Annotated in this window: 18 protein-coding genes; 8 read left to right on the top strand and 10 right to left on the bottom strand. The window is 58.1% G+C overall.

Annotated elements, in window-relative coordinates:
* Positions 1-9: 9 nt before the first annotated feature.
* Positions 10-1,113: a 2-aminoethylphosphonate--pyruvate transaminase gene (gene phnW, locus ABLU86_RS12655; RefSeq protein ID WP_020077639.1), complete on the bottom strand. Its 1,104-nt coding sequence runs from the start codon at positions 1,111-1,113 to the stop codon at positions 10-12.
* A gap of 141 nt (positions 1,114-1,254) precedes the next feature.
* On the opposite strand from phnW, the gene phnR reads away from it, so the two are divergent.
* From phnR to phnV, 5 genes are all read left to right on the top strand, one after another.
* On the top strand, positions 1,255-1,974 hold the full coding sequence (phnR, locus tag ABLU86_RS12650) for a phosphonate utilization transcriptional regulator PhnR (protein ID WP_015369072.1): 720 nt from the start codon (positions 1,255-1,257) through the stop codon (positions 1,972-1,974).
* 179 nt (positions 1,975-2,153) lie between these two features.
* On the top strand, positions 2,154-3,167 hold the full coding sequence (gene phnS, locus ABLU86_RS12645) for a 2-aminoethylphosphonate ABC transporter substrate-binding protein (RefSeq protein WP_045412613.1): 1,014 nt from the start codon (positions 2,154-2,156) through the stop codon (positions 3,165-3,167).
* A 5-nt stretch (positions 3,168-3,172) separates the two neighbouring features.
* Complete coding sequence (gene phnT / locus ABLU86_RS12640) at positions 3,173-4,285, top strand: 2-aminoethylphosphonate ABC transport system ATP-binding subunit PhnT (protein WP_045412616.1); 1,113 nt, start codon at positions 3,173-3,175, stop codon at positions 4,283-4,285.
* Entirely contained in the window at positions 4,285-5,145 is an 861-nt protein-coding gene (phnU, locus tag ABLU86_RS12635; RefSeq protein WP_042894048.1) for a 2-aminoethylphosphonate ABC transporter permease subunit, read from the top strand. The genes phnT and phnU overlap by 1 nt, the downstream gene beginning before the upstream one ends.
* 2 nt (positions 5,146-5,147) lie before the next feature.
* Positions 5,148-5,945 carry a 2-aminoethylphosphonate ABC transport system, membrane component PhnV gene (gene phnV / locus ABLU86_RS12630; protein ID WP_042894045.1) on the top strand — a complete coding sequence of 266 codons (798 nt, stop codon included), beginning with the start codon at positions 5,148-5,150 and terminating at the stop codon, positions 5,943-5,945.
* Between the two features lie 57 nt (positions 5,946-6,002).
* Here phnV and ABLU86_RS12625 read toward each other — a convergent pair whose 3' ends face one another.
* From ABLU86_RS12625 to ABLU86_RS12615, 3 genes are all read right to left on the bottom strand, one after another.
* The gene (locus tag ABLU86_RS12625; RefSeq protein ID WP_200783395.1) at positions 6,003-7,382 is read right to left on the bottom strand and encodes a carbohydrate porin; all 1,380 of its coding nucleotides are present in this window, start codon (positions 7,380-7,382) and stop codon (positions 6,003-6,005) included.
* Positions 7,383-7,658: 276 nt separating this feature from the next.
* Entirely contained in the window at positions 7,659-8,984 is a 1,326-nt protein-coding gene (locus ABLU86_RS12620; RefSeq protein WP_015703869.1) for a PTS cellobiose transporter subunit IIC, read from the bottom strand.
* Positions 8,985-8,995: 11 nt separating this feature from the next.
* A complete protein-coding gene (locus ABLU86_RS12615) occupies positions 8,996-9,310 on the bottom strand; it encodes a PTS sugar transporter subunit IIB (protein ID WP_015369080.1) in 315 nt (104 codons plus the stop codon).
* A 293-nt stretch (positions 9,311-9,603) separates the two neighbouring features.
* Between ABLU86_RS12615 and ABLU86_RS12610 the strand changes: the two genes are divergently transcribed.
* The gene (locus tag ABLU86_RS12610) at positions 9,604-10,554 is read left to right on the top strand and encodes a LacI family DNA-binding transcriptional regulator (protein WP_020077647.1); all 951 of its coding nucleotides are present in this window, start codon (positions 9,604-9,606) and stop codon (positions 10,552-10,554) included.
* 45 nt (positions 10,555-10,599) lie between these two features.
* Here ABLU86_RS12610 and ABLU86_RS12605 read toward each other — a convergent pair whose 3' ends face one another.
* From ABLU86_RS12605 to ABLU86_RS12595, 3 genes are all read right to left on the bottom strand, one after another.
* Positions 10,600-10,890, bottom strand: coding sequence for a YicS family protein (locus ABLU86_RS12605; RefSeq protein WP_015703867.1), 291 nt, complete (start codon positions 10,888-10,890; stop codon positions 10,600-10,602).
* A 101-nt stretch (positions 10,891-10,991) separates the two neighbouring features.
* The gene (locus ABLU86_RS12600) at positions 10,992-11,894 is read right to left on the bottom strand and encodes an EamA family transporter (RefSeq protein WP_015369087.1); all 903 of its coding nucleotides are present in this window, start codon (positions 11,892-11,894) and stop codon (positions 10,992-10,994) included.
* 62 nt (positions 11,895-11,956) lie between these two features.
* On the bottom strand, positions 11,957-12,862 hold the full coding sequence (locus ABLU86_RS12595; protein ID WP_047054664.1) for an AraC family transcriptional regulator: 906 nt from the start codon (positions 12,860-12,862) through the stop codon (positions 11,957-11,959).
* A gap of 116 nt (positions 12,863-12,978) precedes the next feature.
* Here ABLU86_RS12595 and ABLU86_RS12590 point away from each other — a divergent pair, with 116 nt between their 5' ends.
* Positions 12,979-13,515 (top strand): peroxidase-related enzyme, encoded by a 537-nt coding sequence (locus ABLU86_RS12590; protein WP_045362948.1) that lies wholly within the window; start codon positions 12,979-12,981, stop codon positions 13,513-13,515.
* 19 nt (positions 13,516-13,534) lie between these two features.
* Here the strand turns inward: ABLU86_RS12590 and ABLU86_RS12585 are convergent, their stop codons facing one another.
* Complete coding sequence (locus ABLU86_RS12585; protein WP_032709458.1) at positions 13,535-14,005, bottom strand: nuclear transport factor 2 family protein; 471 nt, start codon at positions 14,003-14,005, stop codon at positions 13,535-13,537.
* Positions 14,005-14,634 carry a pyridoxamine 5'-phosphate oxidase family protein gene (locus ABLU86_RS12580; RefSeq protein WP_032709456.1) on the bottom strand — a complete coding sequence of 210 codons (630 nt, stop codon included), beginning with the start codon at positions 14,632-14,634 and terminating at the stop codon, positions 14,005-14,007. Before ABLU86_RS12580 ends, ABLU86_RS12585 begins: the two co-directional genes overlap by 1 nt.
* 39 nt (positions 14,635-14,673) lie before the next feature.
* On the opposite strand from ABLU86_RS12580, the gene ABLU86_RS12575 reads away from it, so the two are divergent.
* Positions 14,674-15,645: a LysR substrate-binding domain-containing protein gene (locus tag ABLU86_RS12575; RefSeq protein ID WP_162619651.1), complete on the top strand. Its 972-nt coding sequence runs from the start codon at positions 14,674-14,676 to the stop codon at positions 15,643-15,645.
* On the opposite strand, the gene ABLU86_RS12570 is transcribed toward ABLU86_RS12575, so the two are convergent.
* Positions 15,642-17,135 (bottom strand): MDR family MFS transporter, encoded by a 1,494-nt coding sequence (locus ABLU86_RS12570; protein ID WP_015369093.1) that lies wholly within the window; start codon positions 17,133-17,135, stop codon positions 15,642-15,644. The two genes, ABLU86_RS12575 and ABLU86_RS12570, sit on opposite strands and share 4 nt — an antisense overlap.
* Position 17,136: the final 1 nt, after the last annotated feature.

Below are 17,136 nucleotides of genomic sequence, written 5' to 3'. Positions count from 1 at the left end.
GGCGGTTCCTTATTGTTTCCAGTACATGGCGTTGTCGATAGCCGCCAGCAGGGCGGTGATATCGGCGTCGTAGACTTCGCCAATGTTGCCGATGCGGAAGCAATCGCTTTGCGATACTTTGCCCGGATAGATAACGAAGCCCTGATCTTTCAGCTTCTGGTAGAAGGTGTGAAAGCGATACTGCGGCGCATCCGGTGAATAAAAGGCGGTAATGATCGGCGAGTGCAGGCTATCGTCGAGCAGTGGCCGGAAGCCGAGCGCGCGCATCCCGGCGACCAGACGGCGTTGATTGTTGCGGTAGCGCTGGTAGCGGGCGCTAACGCCGCCCTCCTGCGCCAGCTCTTTCAGCGCCTGGGCAAAGGCCAGCACGGTATGGGTCGGCGAGGTGAAGCGCCACTTACCGTGGTTATCTTCCATGCAGCGCCACTGGGCGTACAGATCCAGTGATAGCGAGCGCGAACGGCCTTTGCAGGCGGCCAGTTCCGCTTCGCGAGCAATCACGAAGGCAAAGCCCGGTACGCCCTGAATGCATTTGTTGGCGGAGCTTATCAGGTAATCAATATTCAGCGCGGCGATATCCAACGGAATGCCGCCAAAGCTGCTCATCGCATCGACGATATAGCGTTTATCGTACCGTTTTGCCAGTTCGGCTACCTCTTCGATCGGATTCAGCATGCCGGTGGTGGTTTCGCTATGTACCATCGCGATATGGGTGATCGCCGGGTCGTTCTGCAGGATCTGTTCGATCGCGGCCGCATCTGGACGGGAGACTTCGCCGCAGTCGTAAGGGTGGCAGGCGATGCCCATCAGTTGCGCCATCTCAATCATACGCGCGCCATAGGCGCCATTGCTGACGATCAGCACTTTGCCTTGTTCGCCGATGACGCTGCCGAGCACCGCTTCGACCGCGTAGCTGCCGCTACCCTGCAGCAGCACCGCCGTATAACCGTCGGCCGGGGTAGCCAACTGCACCAGCTGCTGGCGAATGGTCTGTACCACGCCGAGATTGTAATCATCATCCCAGGTACAGCTATCGAACAACATCGCCTCTTTTACCGTACGGGAGGTGGTTAGCGGGCCGGGGGTCAGCAGCAAGTAGTTCCGTGAAGTCATTTGTCTCACCATTTGGTCTATACCAGATTTATATTTATCATGGAGACAAAGCCGGGGCAGGGTCAAAGGAAATGTGGCGCTGCAACAAAAAATTCATCTGGCTATGTATAATGAGCGCACGAAAAGTGGCAGTGAGTAAACATGAAATCACCCTCTGGCGAGATGCCGCAATACCTGATGATTAAGGCGCAGCTGCAGGCGCGTATTCAAAACGGCGCGTTGAAAAGCGGCGATAAGCTGCCTTCAGAGCGCGAACTGTGCGCGCTGTTCAACACGACCCGGATTACGGTACGCGAGAGCCTGGCGCAGCTGGAGGCCAGCGGCGTGATTTACCGCGCTGACCGCCGCGGCTGGTTCGTGACGCCGGAGCGTCTGTGGTTGGATCCGACGCAGAACACCAACTTCCACAAGCTATGTCTCGAGCAGGGGCGCGAACCGAAAACGGTGCTGCTTGAAGGGCGCTTAACCGCCGTGCCGCTGGACGTGATGGCCCCGCTGGCGCTGCAGCCCTTCGATCAGGTTTACCTGCTGACGCGTCTGCGCTATGCCGACGGCCGGCCGGTGTGCTACTGCGAAAACCACTGCCTGCCCGCGCGGGTGCCTGAGCTGCTGCGCCACGATCTTAACGGCAGTCTGACCGAGATTTATCAAACTCAGTACGACCTGATCTATACCAGTATGCATCTGTCGTTTTATCCCACTTCAATGCCGCCGCAGGCTGCCGAAGCATTGGGGGTGATGGAAGGGCGCCCGGCGCTGCTGCTGCGCCGGCTGAATTACGATCAGCATGGGCGTATTCTCGATTACGATATTGAATACTGGCGGCATGACAGCCTGCGGATCGAAGTAGATACACATTGATTTTATTAGTTAAATTTTTTGATCTCCCCGGTGGCGCTAGCGCTTACCGGGGCTACGCACTTCCCCTCGTTTTAACTCTTTCGACACACTTCTTTCATCGTTTTGTCATAAACCCCCGGTAGCGTGAAAGCAAATCTGGTCTACACCAGAATAACTGACTATCCGATGAGGCTTAAACGATGAAACTCTCCCGACTTGCTCTGCTGTCCCTGTTCGCGCTGACCAGCTCTCCGGTTTGGGCGGACGGCGTCGTCACGGTTTACTCCGCCGACGGCCTGCATGATGGCGATAACAGCTGGTATCAGAGCCAGTTCGACGCCTTCACCAAAGCGACTGGCATCAAAGTGCAGTATGTGGAAGGCGGCTCCGGCGCGATCGTCGAACGTCTGGCGAAGGAGCGCACCAATCCGCAGGCTGACGTGCTGGTCACGGTGCCGCCGTTTATCCAGCGCGCCGCGAAAGAGCAATTGCTGGCAACCTTTACCCCGCAAGGTAGCGCGCAGATCCCCGGCGCTAACGACCGCTACGCGCCGCTGGTGAATAACTATCTGACCTTCATCTATAACGGCCAGTTGCTGAAAACCGCGCCGGCCAGCTGGCAGGATCTGCTGGATAGCCGCTTTAAGAACAAGTTGCAGTACTCCACGCCGGGGCAGGCGGGCGACGGTACCGCGGTGATGCTGCAGGCGTTCCACAGCCTCGGCGGTAAAGACGCCGGTTTTGCGTATCTGGGTAAGCTGCAGGCCAATAACGTTGGCCCATCGGCCTCGACCGGCAAGCTGACTGCGCTGGTCAATAAAGGCGAGCTGTACGTCGCCAACGGCGATTTGCAGATGAACCTGTCGCAGATGGCGCGTAACCCGAACGTTAAAATTTTTTGGCCGGCGGATGATAAAGGCGAGCGCAGCGCGCTGGCGCTGCCCTACACCATCGGGTTGGTACAGAACGGACCGAACAGCGAAAACGGCAAGAAGCTGATCAATTTCCTGCTGGATAAACCGGCGCAATCCAGCGTCAGCGCGCTCTCCTGGGGCCTGCCGGTACGCAGCGATGTGGCGCCGGATGACGCTAACTTTAAGGCGGCGAAAGCGGCGCTCGACGGCGTGAAGAGCTGGGAGCCGAACTGGGATGATGTCGCGGTATCGCTGTCGGCTGACATTGCCCGCTGGCATAAAGTGACCGATAGCGAGTAAGCCTGATGTTGATGAAAACCACCGTCACTTCTTCCCCGTCGCTGGCGGGGACTTCCGGGATCACCCTGGACTCGCTGCGTGTTTCATACCACGGCAACGTGGTCTTAAAACCGCTGTCATTGACCATTGAACCCGGTGAGGTGCTGGCGCTGATAGGCCCTTCCGGTTCCGGGAAAACCACGGTGCTGCGGGCGATTGCCGGTTTTGTGCAACCGGCTGGCGGTCGGATTGTGATCGGTGATACTGACGTCACCCAGCTGCCGCCGTATCAACGCGGGCTGGCGATGGTGGTGCAGAACTACGCGCTGTTTCCGCATATGAAGGTAGAAGATAACGTCGCCTTCGGCCTGCGGGCGCAAAAGCAGCCCAGGGCGCTTATCGCCGAGCGGGTGGCTGAAGCCTTAAAAATCGTCGGTATGGCGGATTACGCCACCCGCTACCCGCATCAGCTTTCCGGCGGCCAGCAGCAGCGCGTCGCGATAGCCCGCGCGATTGCCGTGCGTCCTCGGGTACTGTTGCTTGATGAACCGCTGTCGGCGCTGGATGCGCAAATTCGTCATAACATGGTGGAAGAGATTGCCCGTCTGCACCGCGAACTGCCGGAACTGACCATTCTCTACGTCACCCACGATCAGACCGAAGCGCTGACCCTGGCGGACAAAATCGGCATCATGAAAGACGGTTCGCTGATCGCCCACGGCGAAACGCACGAGCTCTATCACTATCCGCCGAACCGCTTTAGCGCCGAATTCCTCGGCCGCGCCAATATCCTGCAGGCGACGGCGCTGAAAGACAGCACCGAGCCGGGGCTGGTTAGCGTGAGCTGTGGCGGCGGCCTGATTAACGCCTTCAGCCGGGGCGGCCTGCATGGCAACAACAAGCTGTTATGCATTCGCCCGCAGCACATGAGCCTGGCGCCGCGATCGGCAACCAGTAATCGTCTCAACGCCACCCTGACCTCGGTACACTGGCAGGGCGATCTGACGCATCTGCTGTGCGATGTTGCCGGCGAAGCGGTGCGGATCGTCATGACCCACGTGAACCCGCTGCCGCGCGCGGGGGACAAGCTGGCGCTCTACTTCGAACCTGGCGATGCGGTTCTGATCGAGGTGCAATAATGGCGCAAACCCTCACGCTTGCGCGTCCGGCGCGAAACTTACGGCCTTACCTGTGGCTGGCATTGCCGCTGCTGGTGCTGGCGACGCTATTTTTCTATCCGCTACTGTTGATCGCTGAACAGGCATTACGTGACGCCAGCGGCAACCTGAGCCTCGAGACTTTCTGGCAGGTGATTGACTCAAAACGCTTTATTGGCGCGCTGCTCAATACCTTACAGATTGCGGTGTTCGCTACCCTTGGCTGCCTGGTGCTCGGCAGCGTGCTGGCGCTGATTCTGGTCTTTATTCCGTTCCCCGGCAGCCAACTGGTGAGCCGGATCATCGATACGTTTATCGCGCTGCCGACCTTCCTGATTACTCTCGCGTTCACCTTTATTTACGGCTCGGCGGGGCTGCTCAACGGCACCCTGATGGCGCTGTTTGCTTTTGAACTGCCGCCGGTAGACTTTCTCTATTCGATTAACGGCGTGATTCTGGCGGAGATTACCGTCTTTACGCCGCTGGTGATGCGCCCGCTGATGGCGGGACTGCGGCAGATAGATAAGAGCCAGCTGGAAGCGGCGAGTATTCTCGGCGCCCATCCGCTACGGGTGATTACCCAGATTATCTTCCCGGCGGCGCTACCGGCGCTGATGGCGGGCGGCAGCCTGTGCCTGCTGTTGACGACCAACGAGTTTGGCATCGTGCTGTTTATTGGCGCCAAAGGGGTTAATACCCTGCCGATGATGGTCTACAGCAAGGCGATTCTGGAGTCGGATTACAGCGTGGCCTGCATGATTGCGCTGATTAATATTCTGCTGTCGCTGGGGCTGTTTATGCTCTATCGGCTGGCGGCGGCGCGCACTGGCGTAAGGAGTTAACGATGTTGATTTGGTCGCGTAAAGGCCGCGCGGCGGCGGGCGCGCTGGCGGTGACGCTTTTTGTCGGCGTTTTCCTGCTGCCGCTGGCGGTGATTTTACTCTCCAGCCTGAGTAAACAATGGAATGGCCTGCTGCCCACCGGCTTTACCTTTGCCCACTTTGTTAACGCCTTTCGCGGCGCGGCGTGGGATTCGCTGTTTTCGAGCCTGATGGTGGGTTTCTGCGCCAGCCTGTTGGCGCTGCTGTGTGGGATGTGGGCGGCGCTGGCGCTGCGCCAGTATGGCGCGACGCTACAGAAATATCTTGGCCTGGCGTTTTATCTGCCCAGCGCTATCCCCTCGGTTTCCGTCGGACTGGGCATTCTGGTGGCGTTCAGCCAGGGACCGCTGCAGATGAATGGTACTTTTTGGATCGTCCTGGCGGCGCACTTTGTACTGATTTCCGCCTTTACCTTCAGCAACGTAACGACCGGGCTGGCGCGGATTTCCGCCGATATTGAAAACGTCGCCTCCAGTCTTGGCGCCTCGCCGTGGTATCGCCTGCGTCATGTGACGCTGCCGCTGATGACGCCGTGGATGATTTCAGCGCTGGCGCTGAGCTTATCGCTGTCAATGGGGGAACTGGGCGCGACGGTGATGATCTATCCGCCGGGCTGGACGACGCTGCCGGTGACCATTTTCAGCCTCACCGATCGCGGCAATATCGCCGATGGCTCGGCGCTGACCATTGTGCTGGTGGGCGTCACGCTGCTGTTGATGATGAAGCTTGAGCGCATCGCCCGCCGATTAAGCCAAAGATAAGTTGTACCCGGAGCTGTAGCCCGGCTCAGCGTAGCGCCAGCCGGGAATTGGATTACCTCAGAACCATGCCTCAAACATGCCGCCGATGTTCAGCGAATCCAGCCGCTCGTCGCTGGTGCCGTCTACTTTCGCGGTGTGTTCGTTATCCACCTGGCCGCCGGTCACATAGAAGCGCAGCATCGGGCGGAACTCCGGCCCCATGCCGATGGCGATGTTCTGCGACAGCGTCAGCTTCCAGCCGTGGTTATCCCCGCCCTGGTCGTAGTCAACGCGCTGGTAGCCCGCTTCCAGCCAGGTCGAGTGCACGTCGTTCCAGAAGTACATTGGCCGGACGATCGCGCCGTAGTTTTTACGGTTGTCGGTATTATCCTTGCCGTTGTCGTAGTCGTGGAAGGCCAGCAGATACTCGATCTGCGCCTGCTGGGTGAACTTATGGCTGCCCTCGAAGCTGGCGTAGACCGTGGTCAGGTCGTCGGTTTTGTTATAGACGCTGTTATCCGAGTTATCGGAATAGCGCAGGATCACTTTGTTCACTCCGCTGTCGTTGCTATGGCTCAGCACCAGCCCGCCCTGCCAGGCATCGAGGCGCGCGTCGCTGTCCACCGCTTTTGAGTCAAAGCCGTAGTTGGCGTATACCTCGACGTCGATCGGCCCGGCCTTGATGTTGTGGGTTTTGGTGGTCAGCGCGTAGTGGCCGTTATCGCCGGTATCGGAGCTGCCGGTACAGGTGATGCGCGACGGGTTGGTCTCATCGGCCATCACTTCCGGGCTACAGGATTTCACCTGCGACACCGTCGCCACGTCGAACTGCACGCCGCCGATATCGAAGTTCTTCACCCCCGCGCCCTGGCCGTCGTGGTTCATCCAGAAGTAGTCGTTGATCCCCTGTTGCGGGCGCTGGTGGAAATCGCGGCCGGCCCAGATATAGGCGTTGGGGTTGGATTCGAGGACGTTGGTGACGCCGACGTAGGCTTTTTTCAGGTTAACCTCGTCGCTCCAGTGGTCAAACATGACGTTGAGATCCCAGATGGCTCCCTGCGCGCTTTTGAATGCTTTGCTGATCTGGAATTCGCCTCCGTTGCTTTCGTTACCGAGACGGCCAATCGCCGAGGCGCCGTTATAGGAGCCGTCGACGCCGACATATTTCTGGTCGCCGGTCTGGAAATGGGCGCCATAGCGGGCGTAGCCGCTAAATTTCAGGCCGAAAGGGATCGCCATATCCGGCGAAGCGGCGGTGGTCTGCGGGTTGGTCATCACGTCGACCTTTTTATCGGCCGCGGCATCAATTTTAGCCTGGCGGTCGGCCAGCGCTTTATCAACCGCTTTGGCGACGATGGCGTCGATCTGTTCCTGGGTAAACTCCTGCGCCAGTACGGAAATTGGGCACAGCGCGGCGATAACCGCCATGGCCAATGGCAGCTTTTTAACTGTATTCATGGTTATCTCACTTTAATAATTAATATATGCAGACAATAACCGCCCCATTCTGGTTAAAATAAAAATAACCAAAATAAGCTGATTTGTTTTTTCAGGGTACAGCTACGCCGGAGAATAAATATCTTACTCTCAGTGGCGAAATTTAACGGCTAGTACAAATGCAGATGTATTAATTTTTTCTCAAAATATATTTCCTGAGGTTATTGCGTTTATAATCAGATTATTTGGCGAAAATCCCTTTTCCGCATAAATACATATTTTCAGGTAATACAGGAATTACTGGCTAACGGCTCCGGCGACCGGTGCAACGCTTTTCGCCTTTTCGACTTCATTTTTTATTAATGAACGCTCATAGGCACGCAGGAATGGCAGATAAATCACCGCCGACATCACCATGCAGATAACGCACATCACCACCGGGCTTAAAGTCCAGTTAGCCGCCCACGAGGCGCCAATCGGCGCGGGCGTCGTCCACGGCGTCAGCGACACCACCTGGCTCAGCCAGCCAAGACGGGTTGCGCCGTAAGCCAGCACCGCGTTAACCATCGGCACGCAGACGAAGGGGATAAACATCATTGGGTTCATGATGATCGGCGCGCCGAACAGTATCGGTTCGTTGATATTAAAGAAGCTCGGCACGATACCCATTTTGCCGATAGTCCGCAGATGCGTGACCCGGCTACGCAGCAGCAGGAAGGCCAGCGGTAGGGTCGAACCGACGCCGCCAATCAGCAAATAGTGATCCCAGAAGCCCTGCAGGTAAACGTGCGGCAGCGCCGCGCCGGCCGCCAGTGCCGCCTGGTTTGCCGACAGGTTGGCCATCCAGAACGGGTTCATAATGCCGGTGACGATAAGCGAGCCGTGAATACCGGCGAACCAGAAAATCTGGCACATCAGCACCGACAGCAGAATCGCCGGCAGCGAATCGGAGGCGGAGACCAGCGGTTCCAGCAGATGCATAATCGCCTGCGGTAGGATCATGCCGGTTTGCGCCTCAATGAACAGGTTGAGCGGATGCAGAGTACCGATGACCACCAGTACCGGAATGAGGATCTCAAACGAACGGGCGACGCCGGTCGGCACCTCTTTCGGCAGGCGAATGGTCACGTTGTTTTGCTTCAGCCAGGCGTAAACGCGGGTGGAGTAGATGGCGGTGATCAGCGCGGTGAAAATGCCCTGGCCGGATAAATACTGAGTAGAAATTTTGCCATCGGCATAGGGCGCGGCGACCAGCAGGAAGGCCATAAACGCCAGCAGGCCGGACATGACCGGATCGAGCTGGAACTGGCGTCCGAGGCTGGCGCCGATGCCGACCGAGATAAAGAAGGTCATAACGCCCATGCTGAGGTTAAACGGCAGCATCAGCTGTTCACGGTACTGCTGGGAAAAATCCAGCCAGCCGCGGGCAAAACCGTTAGTGGTCTCCGGCGAGAAAGGCGGAAAAATAAATACCAGCATGAAAGAGCCGATGATCATGAACGGCAATGCGGCGGTAAAGCCATCGCGGATGGCGATAACATATTTCTGTTGCCCAAGGCGTCCTGCCAGCGGAGTAATAGATTGCTCGATCACGGCAATCATCGACTGATACAGAGAACTCATTTGAACACCTCTTAGTGCGCCGCGGCGATCAGCGACAGGGCATAATTCAGAACGTTATCTCCCCGCTGCATTCCGTAATCCATCGTATCGATAGGCTGGACGGGAATATTCAGGGGAGCGGCTTTCTCGCTAAGCATTTTCAGCATGTATTTGACCTGGGGGCCAAGCAGCACCACCTGGTATTGTGGAAACTGCATATCAAATTCGGCAACGCCATAGGCGTCAATCTGCACCGGCAGGTCGCGTTCCTTTGCGGCATCCACCATTTTCCTCACCAGCAGGCTGGTGGACATCCCGGCGGAGCAACACAGCATAATCTTGTACATCGACGGCTTTCCTCATATGTAAAAAGTTATTGCGAGGATGATTTGATATCAGACGGAAACCGGTTTCCATTTATAAAAAACAGAACTGTGAGCGCGGTCAATAACTCACCGTTAGCGGGCTTACTAATTAGATTTCGCTCACAAAATAATGTCGATTTGGCGTGGTTTTTTGCCGAAATGGAAAATCGGTTTCCAAATAAAAAAGGAAACGGCTATACTGCCGCTGGTTATAATTGAAGCGATTCAGGACACAGCGTTACAGGGGCTAAGCCGCACCTGCCAGGGGAAAAAAGATGTCGACAATCAATGATGTATCACGGTTAGCCGGGGTATCGAAAGCCACGGTTTCGCGCGTGCTGAGCGGTTCGCGCGGGGTAAAAGAGGCCAGCCGCCAGGCGGTGCTTCAGGCGGCGGAAACGCTGAACTACCGGCCCAATATGATTGCCCAATCCTTACTGAGCCAGTCGACGGGCTGTATCGGCGTGATTTGCGCGCAGGACAACATCAATCAGACCACCAGCTATCTCTACGCCCTGGAAAAACAGCTCAGCCAGCATCAGAAGCATCTACTGCTGCGCTTCGCCAATAACCGCGGCGACGTATTAAGCGCGCTGGATGAACTCACCTGTGGCCTGTGCGATGACGTGCTGATCATCGGCGCGCGCTTTCCGCTGCAGATCGAGCGCCCCGATGTGGTGCTGATTGATTGTCTGGAAAGCGATGGCGAGAACAGTATTCAGTTTGATCACGCCTTCGCCGCGGAAACCGCCTGTCATTATCTGATTAATCAGGGGCGGCGGCAGATTGCGCTGATCCATCCGCAGGGGAGCGGCTTTGCCGATCAGGTGCTGCTGGGCTATAAGCATGCGCTGGAGAAGAACTTCCTGCCGTTTAATCGCAACCTGGTCTTCCTGGACTGCGCCTCGTCGTCGGTGGCGGTACAGGAGTTGATGAATAACGCCACTACCCTGAACTTTAATGCGCTGTTGGTGAGCGATGAACTGCAGGCGCAGCGGGTAGTGCCGCAGCTGCAGGCGTTTAACCGCGCGGTGCCGGAAAAAGTAATGGTCTTCAGTCTCGCGGGTTCGCTGCAGATGCCGGGTATTCCGACCATCCCAGCGATTGAGTATTCGATGGATGCGATGGCTTCGCGGATCGTCAACTGGCTGATCGGCAAAAGCCCGCAGCCCGGCGGCAGCCTGCTGCGCGGCGACTTAATTATTCCCGAGCGTTGGGGGAAATAAAAAAACCGTCGCGGCAGGCAACGGTTTTCCTGATAATTCAGCCCGTTATTTACCCGGGCAGCGAATTTTATCAATGGCGGCCAGATAGCCTTTTTGATTATTGCGCTCTTTCGCCAGCGTCGCTTCGCGAACGTAACTCTGGTTGTCTTTCGAGGCGAGGATTTTATTGGCGAAATCGGTATCGCTGAGGGTGCTCGCCGGGGCGCATTTTTCCTTCACCGCTTTCAACACCTGCTGTTTTTGCTGCTCAAACTGCAGGCTTTGCAGCGGCGATTCGGCCCACGCCGCGCTGGCGCTAAGGGCAGTAACCAGACACAACATCCAACACGCTTTCATGGCGCTTCTCCTTCACTTTTCGCTTCAGTCAACTATATGCGCAGCAGGTGAATTGCGCAAATGTTAGACACTTTTTGTTGTTTAAAATCAGACGATTGCTATTACGCCGCGCGTACCCGCCGCCGGGAATCCACCGCGATAAGAATGACCGAAGAGAGAATCAACAGCGTCCCCAGCCAGTCCGGCAGAGTAAAGGTAATGCCCAACAGCAATAGAGAGAGCAGGGCGCTGCTCAGCGGCTCGGCGCAACTGAGGATCCCGGCTTTCGCGCCGCCAATTTTCTGAGCGCCGTTGAGATACAGGCTGAAGGTCAGCGAGGTGCCGATCACCACGAGATAGAAAAACGCCAGCAGCAGACGGCCGTTCACTACAAAGTTCGCGCTCTGGCTGCCATAAAACGGCAACAGCATCGCCCCGCCAATCAGCATGCTCCAGCCGACGATCGGCAGCGTGCCGTAGCGGGCGATAAGCGTTGAGGGATAGGTGGTATAAAACGCCGCCGCGAAGGCTGAGGCGATCCCCCAGAATAGCGCCGCCGGCGAGATGGAGAGCGAGGTTGGGTTGCCGTGGGTGACCAGCAGGAAGGTGCCGGCAAGTGAGGTGCCAATCGCCAGTAGCACAAAGGGACTGGGCCGCGCCTTACGCGCCAGCGCGAACCAGGCGACGATAATCGTCGGCGACAAAAACTGTAGCACCGTGGCGGTGGCGGCGTTCGACTTCTCGATAGTCATCAGGAAGGTGTACTGCACGGTTAACGCGCCGACCAGCGAGAAAAACAGCAGGCTAAGGGCATCTTTGCGGTTTTGCATAACGCGGAAAATTTTGTCGCCGTGAACGAAGGCGAGCATCAGCAAAATCAGCCCGGCGAACAGCAGGCGGATCATGGTCAGATAGGGCGATGACATCTGACTTTGCTGCATAATGTACTGCGCGCAGACCCCGGAACTGCCCCACAGGACGGCGGCGATCAATACGTTCAACATCCCTCTTTTGCTGGAACCCATTTTTCCCTCGCGTGAAATAGCGCAAAGCAGGAATCATAGCACGGCGCGACACGGCGCGCGCTTTACTGCCGACGCCACTCGCCCGGCGTCATGCCGTAGTGTTTTTTAAAGGTTTTCGCAAACGAAGCCTGTGATTGAAAACCGCAGCGTTCGGCAATCACTTCCAGCCGCGCCTGGCGATCGAGATGCAGCAGGCGAGCGGCCATCGCCATCCGCAGCTGCGACAGCCACGCCTGCGGCGTCAGATGATAGACGCGGGCAAAATGGCGGGCGAAGGTGGCGCGCGATAAAAACGCCCGCGCCGCCATGCTCTCGATAGTCCACGACTGTTCCGGCGCGGCCAGCACCGCGAGAACGGCCGGCATCAGCCGCGCATCGCTCATCAGGCGCAACAGGCCGCCCGGCGGCTCCTGCGCGCCGAGCAGGGTACGTAACAGCAGTATCAGCAGCGTATCGCCAAGACTGCGTACGATAGCGCTGCCGCCGGGATGTTCCGCCAGGCTTTCGCGTACCAGCACGTTAAGCAAAATATCCAGTTCCGGGCAATCTTCGCGCTCATCGGTATGTAAATGGATCAGCGCCGACTCTTCGGCGAACAGCCAGTTGACGTGCGGGCCGAAGTAAAACTCGCCGCATAACATCTCCAGCGCATCGCTCTCTTCGGCGGTGCGGACTTCCGTCAGCGTGCCGTTAAAGCGGTGGGCGACGGGCAGTACCTGACCCCACTCCACCAGGCTCTCCATCAGATGCGGCGAACCGTGCGGCAGCAGGATCACGTCGCCGGCGCGCATGTGGCGGGTTTGATGACCGACGGTTAGGCGCCCTTCGCCGCGCAACACAAAGTGCCACGGCACCACGCCCGCTCGCATTTGATCGTGTCCGGCCTGCCAGCGGCCGCCGAAACGGCAATGCAGATTCACTTCGCAACGCGGGGCCAGCAGCGTCAACAGATGGCTCAAACTATCCATGCGACTCCTGAGACGATAAGACAAAAAAATGAGACGAAGAGCGCCAGTCTAGCACGTCGCCGACCACTAAGATGTCTCCATTGCCACAACATACCCTCAAATAACAGGAGTACACCATGAGCCGTTTAGCCGATATCCGTGAACAAGATGCCACCGGTAAAGCCGCCGATATTTTCGCCGGAATTAAAAAAGCGATGGGTAAAGTGCCGAATGCCTATCTGACCATCGGCGGCCACTCGCCGGCGGCGCTGCAGCAGGCGCTGGCGCACAACGCGATGCTGCATAAAAGCAGCCTTAGCGCGCAGGAGCTGGAGGCGATTAATTTATCGGTCAGCGAAGCGACCGGCTGTGATTACTGCCTGGCCGCCCATACCCTGATGGCCAAAAAAGCGGGCTTCAGCGGCGAGCAAATCCACGCCCTGCGCCGCGGCGAGTATACGGAAGATGCGCACCTGGACGCGCTGGTGAAATTCGCCCAAACCCTGGTGACCACCACCGGTACGCTGCCGGAAGCGGATGTCGCCGCGCTGCGTCACGCCGGTTTTAGCGACCAGCAGGTGATTGAGATCATCAGCGCCGTCAGCGCCATCCTATTCACCAACATGGTGAACCGGGTTAACGACACGGTAGTGGACTTCCCGAAAGCCGATTAACCCGTCGTCGCGCGCCTGTTTACAGTCCCAATTCGCTTAGCCCCGGATGATCGTCAGGGCGGCGACCCTGGGGCCAGTGGAACAGGCGCTCGCTTTCCGCGATCGGCAAATCGTTGATGCAGGCGTAGCGCGTGGACATTAGCCCGTGCTCATCAAACTGCCAGTTTTCATTGCCGTATGAACGAAACCAGTTGCCGCTGTCGTCGCACCACTCGTAGGCGAAGCGTACGGCGATGCGATTATCCTGCCACGCCCAAAGCTCCTTAATCAGCCGGTATTGCAGCTCTTTACGCCATTTTCGCTGCAGAAACGCCACGATTTGCCCCCGTCCGTGGACAAATTCGCTGCGGTTGCGCCATTCGCTATCCACGGTATAAGCCAGCGCGACTTTTTGCGCATCGCGGCTGTTCCAGCCATCTTCGGCGGCGCGCACCTTCTGCGCGGCGCTATCGCGGGTAAACGGCGGTAACGGGGGACGTTGTTCGCTCATCAAAACTCTCCTTTTGGGGATAATTGTTGCTGCAGGCGCTGATTCTCCTGCTCCAGTTCATGAATACGCTCTTGCAGGCTCTGGCTGTATTCCGCGACCTGCTGTGCGCTGTAGCGCGGCGTAATGTGCTGCGGGCAGTTCCAGTCAAAAGCCTGCAGATGAAAACGAAACAGGCGTTCGATGCGGGCGCGATAGTTTGTCGGCGTCACTAATGCCAGCAGCTCAGGCTGCTCTTCCGCCGCCAGCACCTCGACGGTGGCGTAGATTTTCAGCCTGGCACGGCGCGGATAATCCATCAAAAAGAGGCAGGCCCGGTCGCTGCCGCGCAGGTTGCCGGTGGTGATGTACTGGCGATTACCGCCGAAATCGGCCATGGCCAGCGTGGTGTCATCCAGCAGGCGCAGAAAACCCGGCGGGCCGCCGCGATGCTGAATGTAGGGCCAGCCGCTTTGCGACACCGTCGCCAGATAAAAACTGTCGCGGGTAGCGATCATCCCCTCTTCGCTGGCGCCGAAGCGATCCGCCTGACGGCGGCTGTGCGGCGTTTGCCACAGCTGGTCGCTGCCCATTTCATGTTGCACATCCATGACATCCGGGGTGATAGCGATATCGAGAAAGGTTGCTGCCATAACGCCTCCTGAAGGTAGGGGGCTATCATGGACTGTGCTGTGAAAAATGATAATACTGCTTATCTGGTAATCATCTTTCCGAAAAGCGGGAGAATAATGGACCGATTAAGCGCTATGGCGCTGCTGGTGAAAGTCACTGAACTGGGCAGTATGTCGGCGGCGGCGCGGGCGCTGAATACGCCGTTGACTACCGTGAGCCGTAATATCGGCGAGCTGGAGAGCGCGCTGGGAGTCCGTTTATTGACGCGCACCACCCGTAAACTCACCCTCACCGATGCCGGCGTCGATTATGTCGCCGCCGCGCGGCGAATCCTCGAAGAGGTGGAAAACGCCGAACGCCGGGCAACGGGTGAATACCAGGAGCCGAAGGGCGAGCTGGTGATCTCCGCGCCGACGATGTTTGGTCGCCAGCACGTTCTGCCAGTCATTAGTGAATTTATTGCCCGTTATCCGCAAATTCGCGTACGTTTGTTACTTAGCGACAGTAATGCCGATCTGGTCGACGACCATATCGATCTGGCGGTACGGATTGGCGAACTGGCTGATAGCAGCATGGTGGCGACCCGGCTCGGCGCGATGCGCATTGTCGCCTGCGCCCATCCCGCGCTGTTGGCGAAATACGGCGAACCGCAGCGGCCGCGCGATCTGGCGGCGCTGCCGATCATCCGTATTGAATCGCCGATGCCCTATCGCGGCTGGCGCTTTCGCGCCGTTGAGCGCGAGGACCAGCTCATTCATCTGCCGCCGGTGTTAGCCGTCACCACGCCGGAGAGCGCCGCCGATGCCGCGCGGCTGGGCGTTGGCGTGGCCCGCTTGCTACACTACCAGGCGCTGGATGGCCTGCGCTGCGGGGAACTGCGTCTGCTGCTGGAAAGCGTCGAGCCGGAGCCCGCGCCGGTTCATTTGTTATATACCGCGCGGGAGCTGGCTCCGCTTAAGCTGCGGAAATTTATCGATTTTGCCGCGCCGGCGCTGCGCCAGTCCTTGCTACGCATTGCCGGGGCCGCTTAATGCGCCGCGGTTTTCAGCGGCGCCTCCTTCAATAGCCAGGAAAGGACAAACGCGACGGCCATAATGCAGGCCGCCATCAGGAATGCCGCATGGATCGCCGCGCCGAAGGCGTCGAGATAATCGAGACGGATCGCCGCTGGCAGATGCTGTACCGCCACCGGGTTCATGGCTGGCGGCAGCACCGCGCCCTCCGGCAGCAGTTTCTGCAGGTTATTTTGCAGCACATGGGTAAAGACCGCGCCGAACAATGCCACGCCGATGGAGCCGCCAATCGAGCGGAACAGAGTCACGCCGGAAGTGGCGACGCCGTACATCTGCGCCGGCATCGCATTCTGTACCGCCAGCACCAGTACCTGCATCACCAGCCCCAGGCCCGCGCCGAGCACGCCGGTAAACAGGTATAACTGCCACATTGGCGAATGTATGGTGATGCGGGTCAGCAGCACCATGCCGGTCACGCCGAGCAGGGTACCGATAATCGGGAAAATCCGGTATTTCCCGGTGTGGCTAATCACCCGGCCGCTGATGATCGAGGTCAGCAACAGGCCGCCCATCAGCGGGATTAACTGTAACCCGGCCTCGGTTGGCGTCGCCTCTTTCACCACCTGCAGATAGAGCGGCAGGAAAGTGACCGAACCGAACAGCGACATGCCGATAACAAAGCCAATCAGACTACACAGCAGGAAGCTGCGGTTGCGGAATAGCGACAGCGGAATAATCGGCTCGGCGGCGATCCGTTCTTCGTAGATAAAACCGATGATCCCCACGATGCCGAAGGCCAGAATGCACCACAGCTGCGGGTCATTCCACGCATGGACGCTGCCGCCTTCGGAGGTAAACAGGATGATGCACAACAGCGCCATGCTGAGGTAAATCGCCCCCAGCCAGTCAATCTGATGCTGGCTACGTTTGTTGCTACTGTGGAATACCGCGCCGATGACCAGCAACGCGAACAGGCCCAGCGGTAGGTTGATATAGAAAATCCAGCGCCATGAGGCGTGCTGTACCAGGAAACCGCCGATCAGTGGGCCGATAACCGTCGCCAGGCCGAAGACGCCGCCGAACAGTCCCTGATAGCGTCCGCGGTTGGCAGGTGGGATAACGTCGGCGACCGCCGCCATGCTGATCACCATCAGGCCGCCGCCGCCGAGCCCCTGTAGCGCGCGCATCAGTACCAATTGCGTCATGTTTTGCGCCAGCCCGCAGAGCGCGGAACCGGCAAGAAACAGCACGATCGCCACCTGCAGCACGATTTTACGCCCGAACAGATCGCCGAATTTACCGTACAGCGGCACCACGATGGTCGAGCTGAGGATATAGGCGGTAACCACCCACGAGAGTTTATCCAGTCCGCCGAGCTCGCCAACGATAGTAGGCAAGGCGGTGGAGACAATGGTCTGGTCCAGCGCCGACAGCAGCATCACCAGCAGCAGGGCGCTGAACAGCAGGCGGATTGAGGGCGCCGGTTGGTTTGCGACTTCAGATGTCATT

Origin of the sequence: Klebsiella sp. JN_Kp121, assembly GCF_040062145.1 — a bacterium.
Classification (GTDB): domain Bacteria; phylum Pseudomonadota; class Gammaproteobacteria; order Enterobacterales; family Enterobacteriaceae; genus Klebsiella; species Klebsiella aerogenes.
This window is presented reverse-complemented; position numbering and strand designations above follow the sequence as displayed.

Coding starts and splice junctions, on each gene's coding strand:
- phnW (WP_020077639.1), bottom strand. CDS start 1,113: ATGACTTCACGGAACTACTTGCTGCTGACCCCCGGCCCGCTAACCACC.
- phnR (WP_015369072.1), top strand. CDS start 1,255: ATGAAATCACCCTCTGGCGAGATGCCGCAATACCTGATGATTAAGGCG.
- phnS (WP_045412613.1), top strand. CDS start 2,154: ATGAAACTCTCCCGACTTGCTCTGCTGTCCCTGTTCGCGCTGACCAGC.
- phnT (WP_045412616.1), top strand. CDS start 3,173: ATGTTGATGAAAACCACCGTCACTTCTTCCCCGTCGCTGGCGGGGACT.
- phnU (WP_042894048.1), top strand. CDS start 4,285: ATGGCGCAAACCCTCACGCTTGCGCGTCCGGCGCGAAACTTACGGCCT.
- phnV (WP_042894045.1), top strand. CDS start 5,148: ATGTTGATTTGGTCGCGTAAAGGCCGCGCGGCGGCGGGCGCGCTGGCG.
- ABLU86_RS12625 (WP_200783395.1), bottom strand. CDS start 7,382: ATGAATACAGTTAAAAAGCTGCCATTGGCCATGGCGGTTATCGCCGCG.
- ABLU86_RS12620 (WP_015703869.1), bottom strand. CDS start 8,984: ATGAGTTCTCTGTATCAGTCGATGATTGCCGTGATCGAGCAATCTATT.
- ABLU86_RS12615 (WP_015369080.1), bottom strand. CDS start 9,310: ATGTACAAGATTATGCTGTGTTGCTCCGCCGGGATGTCCACCAGCCTG.
- ABLU86_RS12610 (WP_020077647.1), top strand. CDS start 9,604: ATGTCGACAATCAATGATGTATCACGGTTAGCCGGGGTATCGAAAGCC.
- ABLU86_RS12605 (WP_015703867.1), bottom strand. CDS start 10,890: ATGAAAGCGTGTTGGATGTTGTGTCTGGTTACTGCCCTTAGCGCCAGC.
- ABLU86_RS12600 (WP_015369087.1), bottom strand. CDS start 11,894: ATGGGTTCCAGCAAAAGAGGGATGTTGAACGTATTGATCGCCGCCGTC.
- ABLU86_RS12595 (WP_047054664.1), bottom strand. CDS start 12,862: ATGGATAGTTTGAGCCATCTGTTGACGCTGCTGGCCCCGCGTTGCGAA.
- ABLU86_RS12590 (WP_045362948.1), top strand. CDS start 12,979: ATGAGCCGTTTAGCCGATATCCGTGAACAAGATGCCACCGGTAAAGCC.
- ABLU86_RS12585 (WP_032709458.1), bottom strand. CDS start 14,005: ATGAGCGAACAACGTCCCCCGTTACCGCCGTTTACCCGCGATAGCGCC.
- ABLU86_RS12580 (WP_032709456.1), bottom strand. CDS start 14,634: ATGGCAGCAACCTTTCTCGATATCGCTATCACCCCGGATGTCATGGAT.
- ABLU86_RS12570 (WP_015369093.1), bottom strand. CDS start 17,135: ATGACATCTGAAGTCGCAAACCAACCGGCGCCCTCAATCCGCCTGCTG.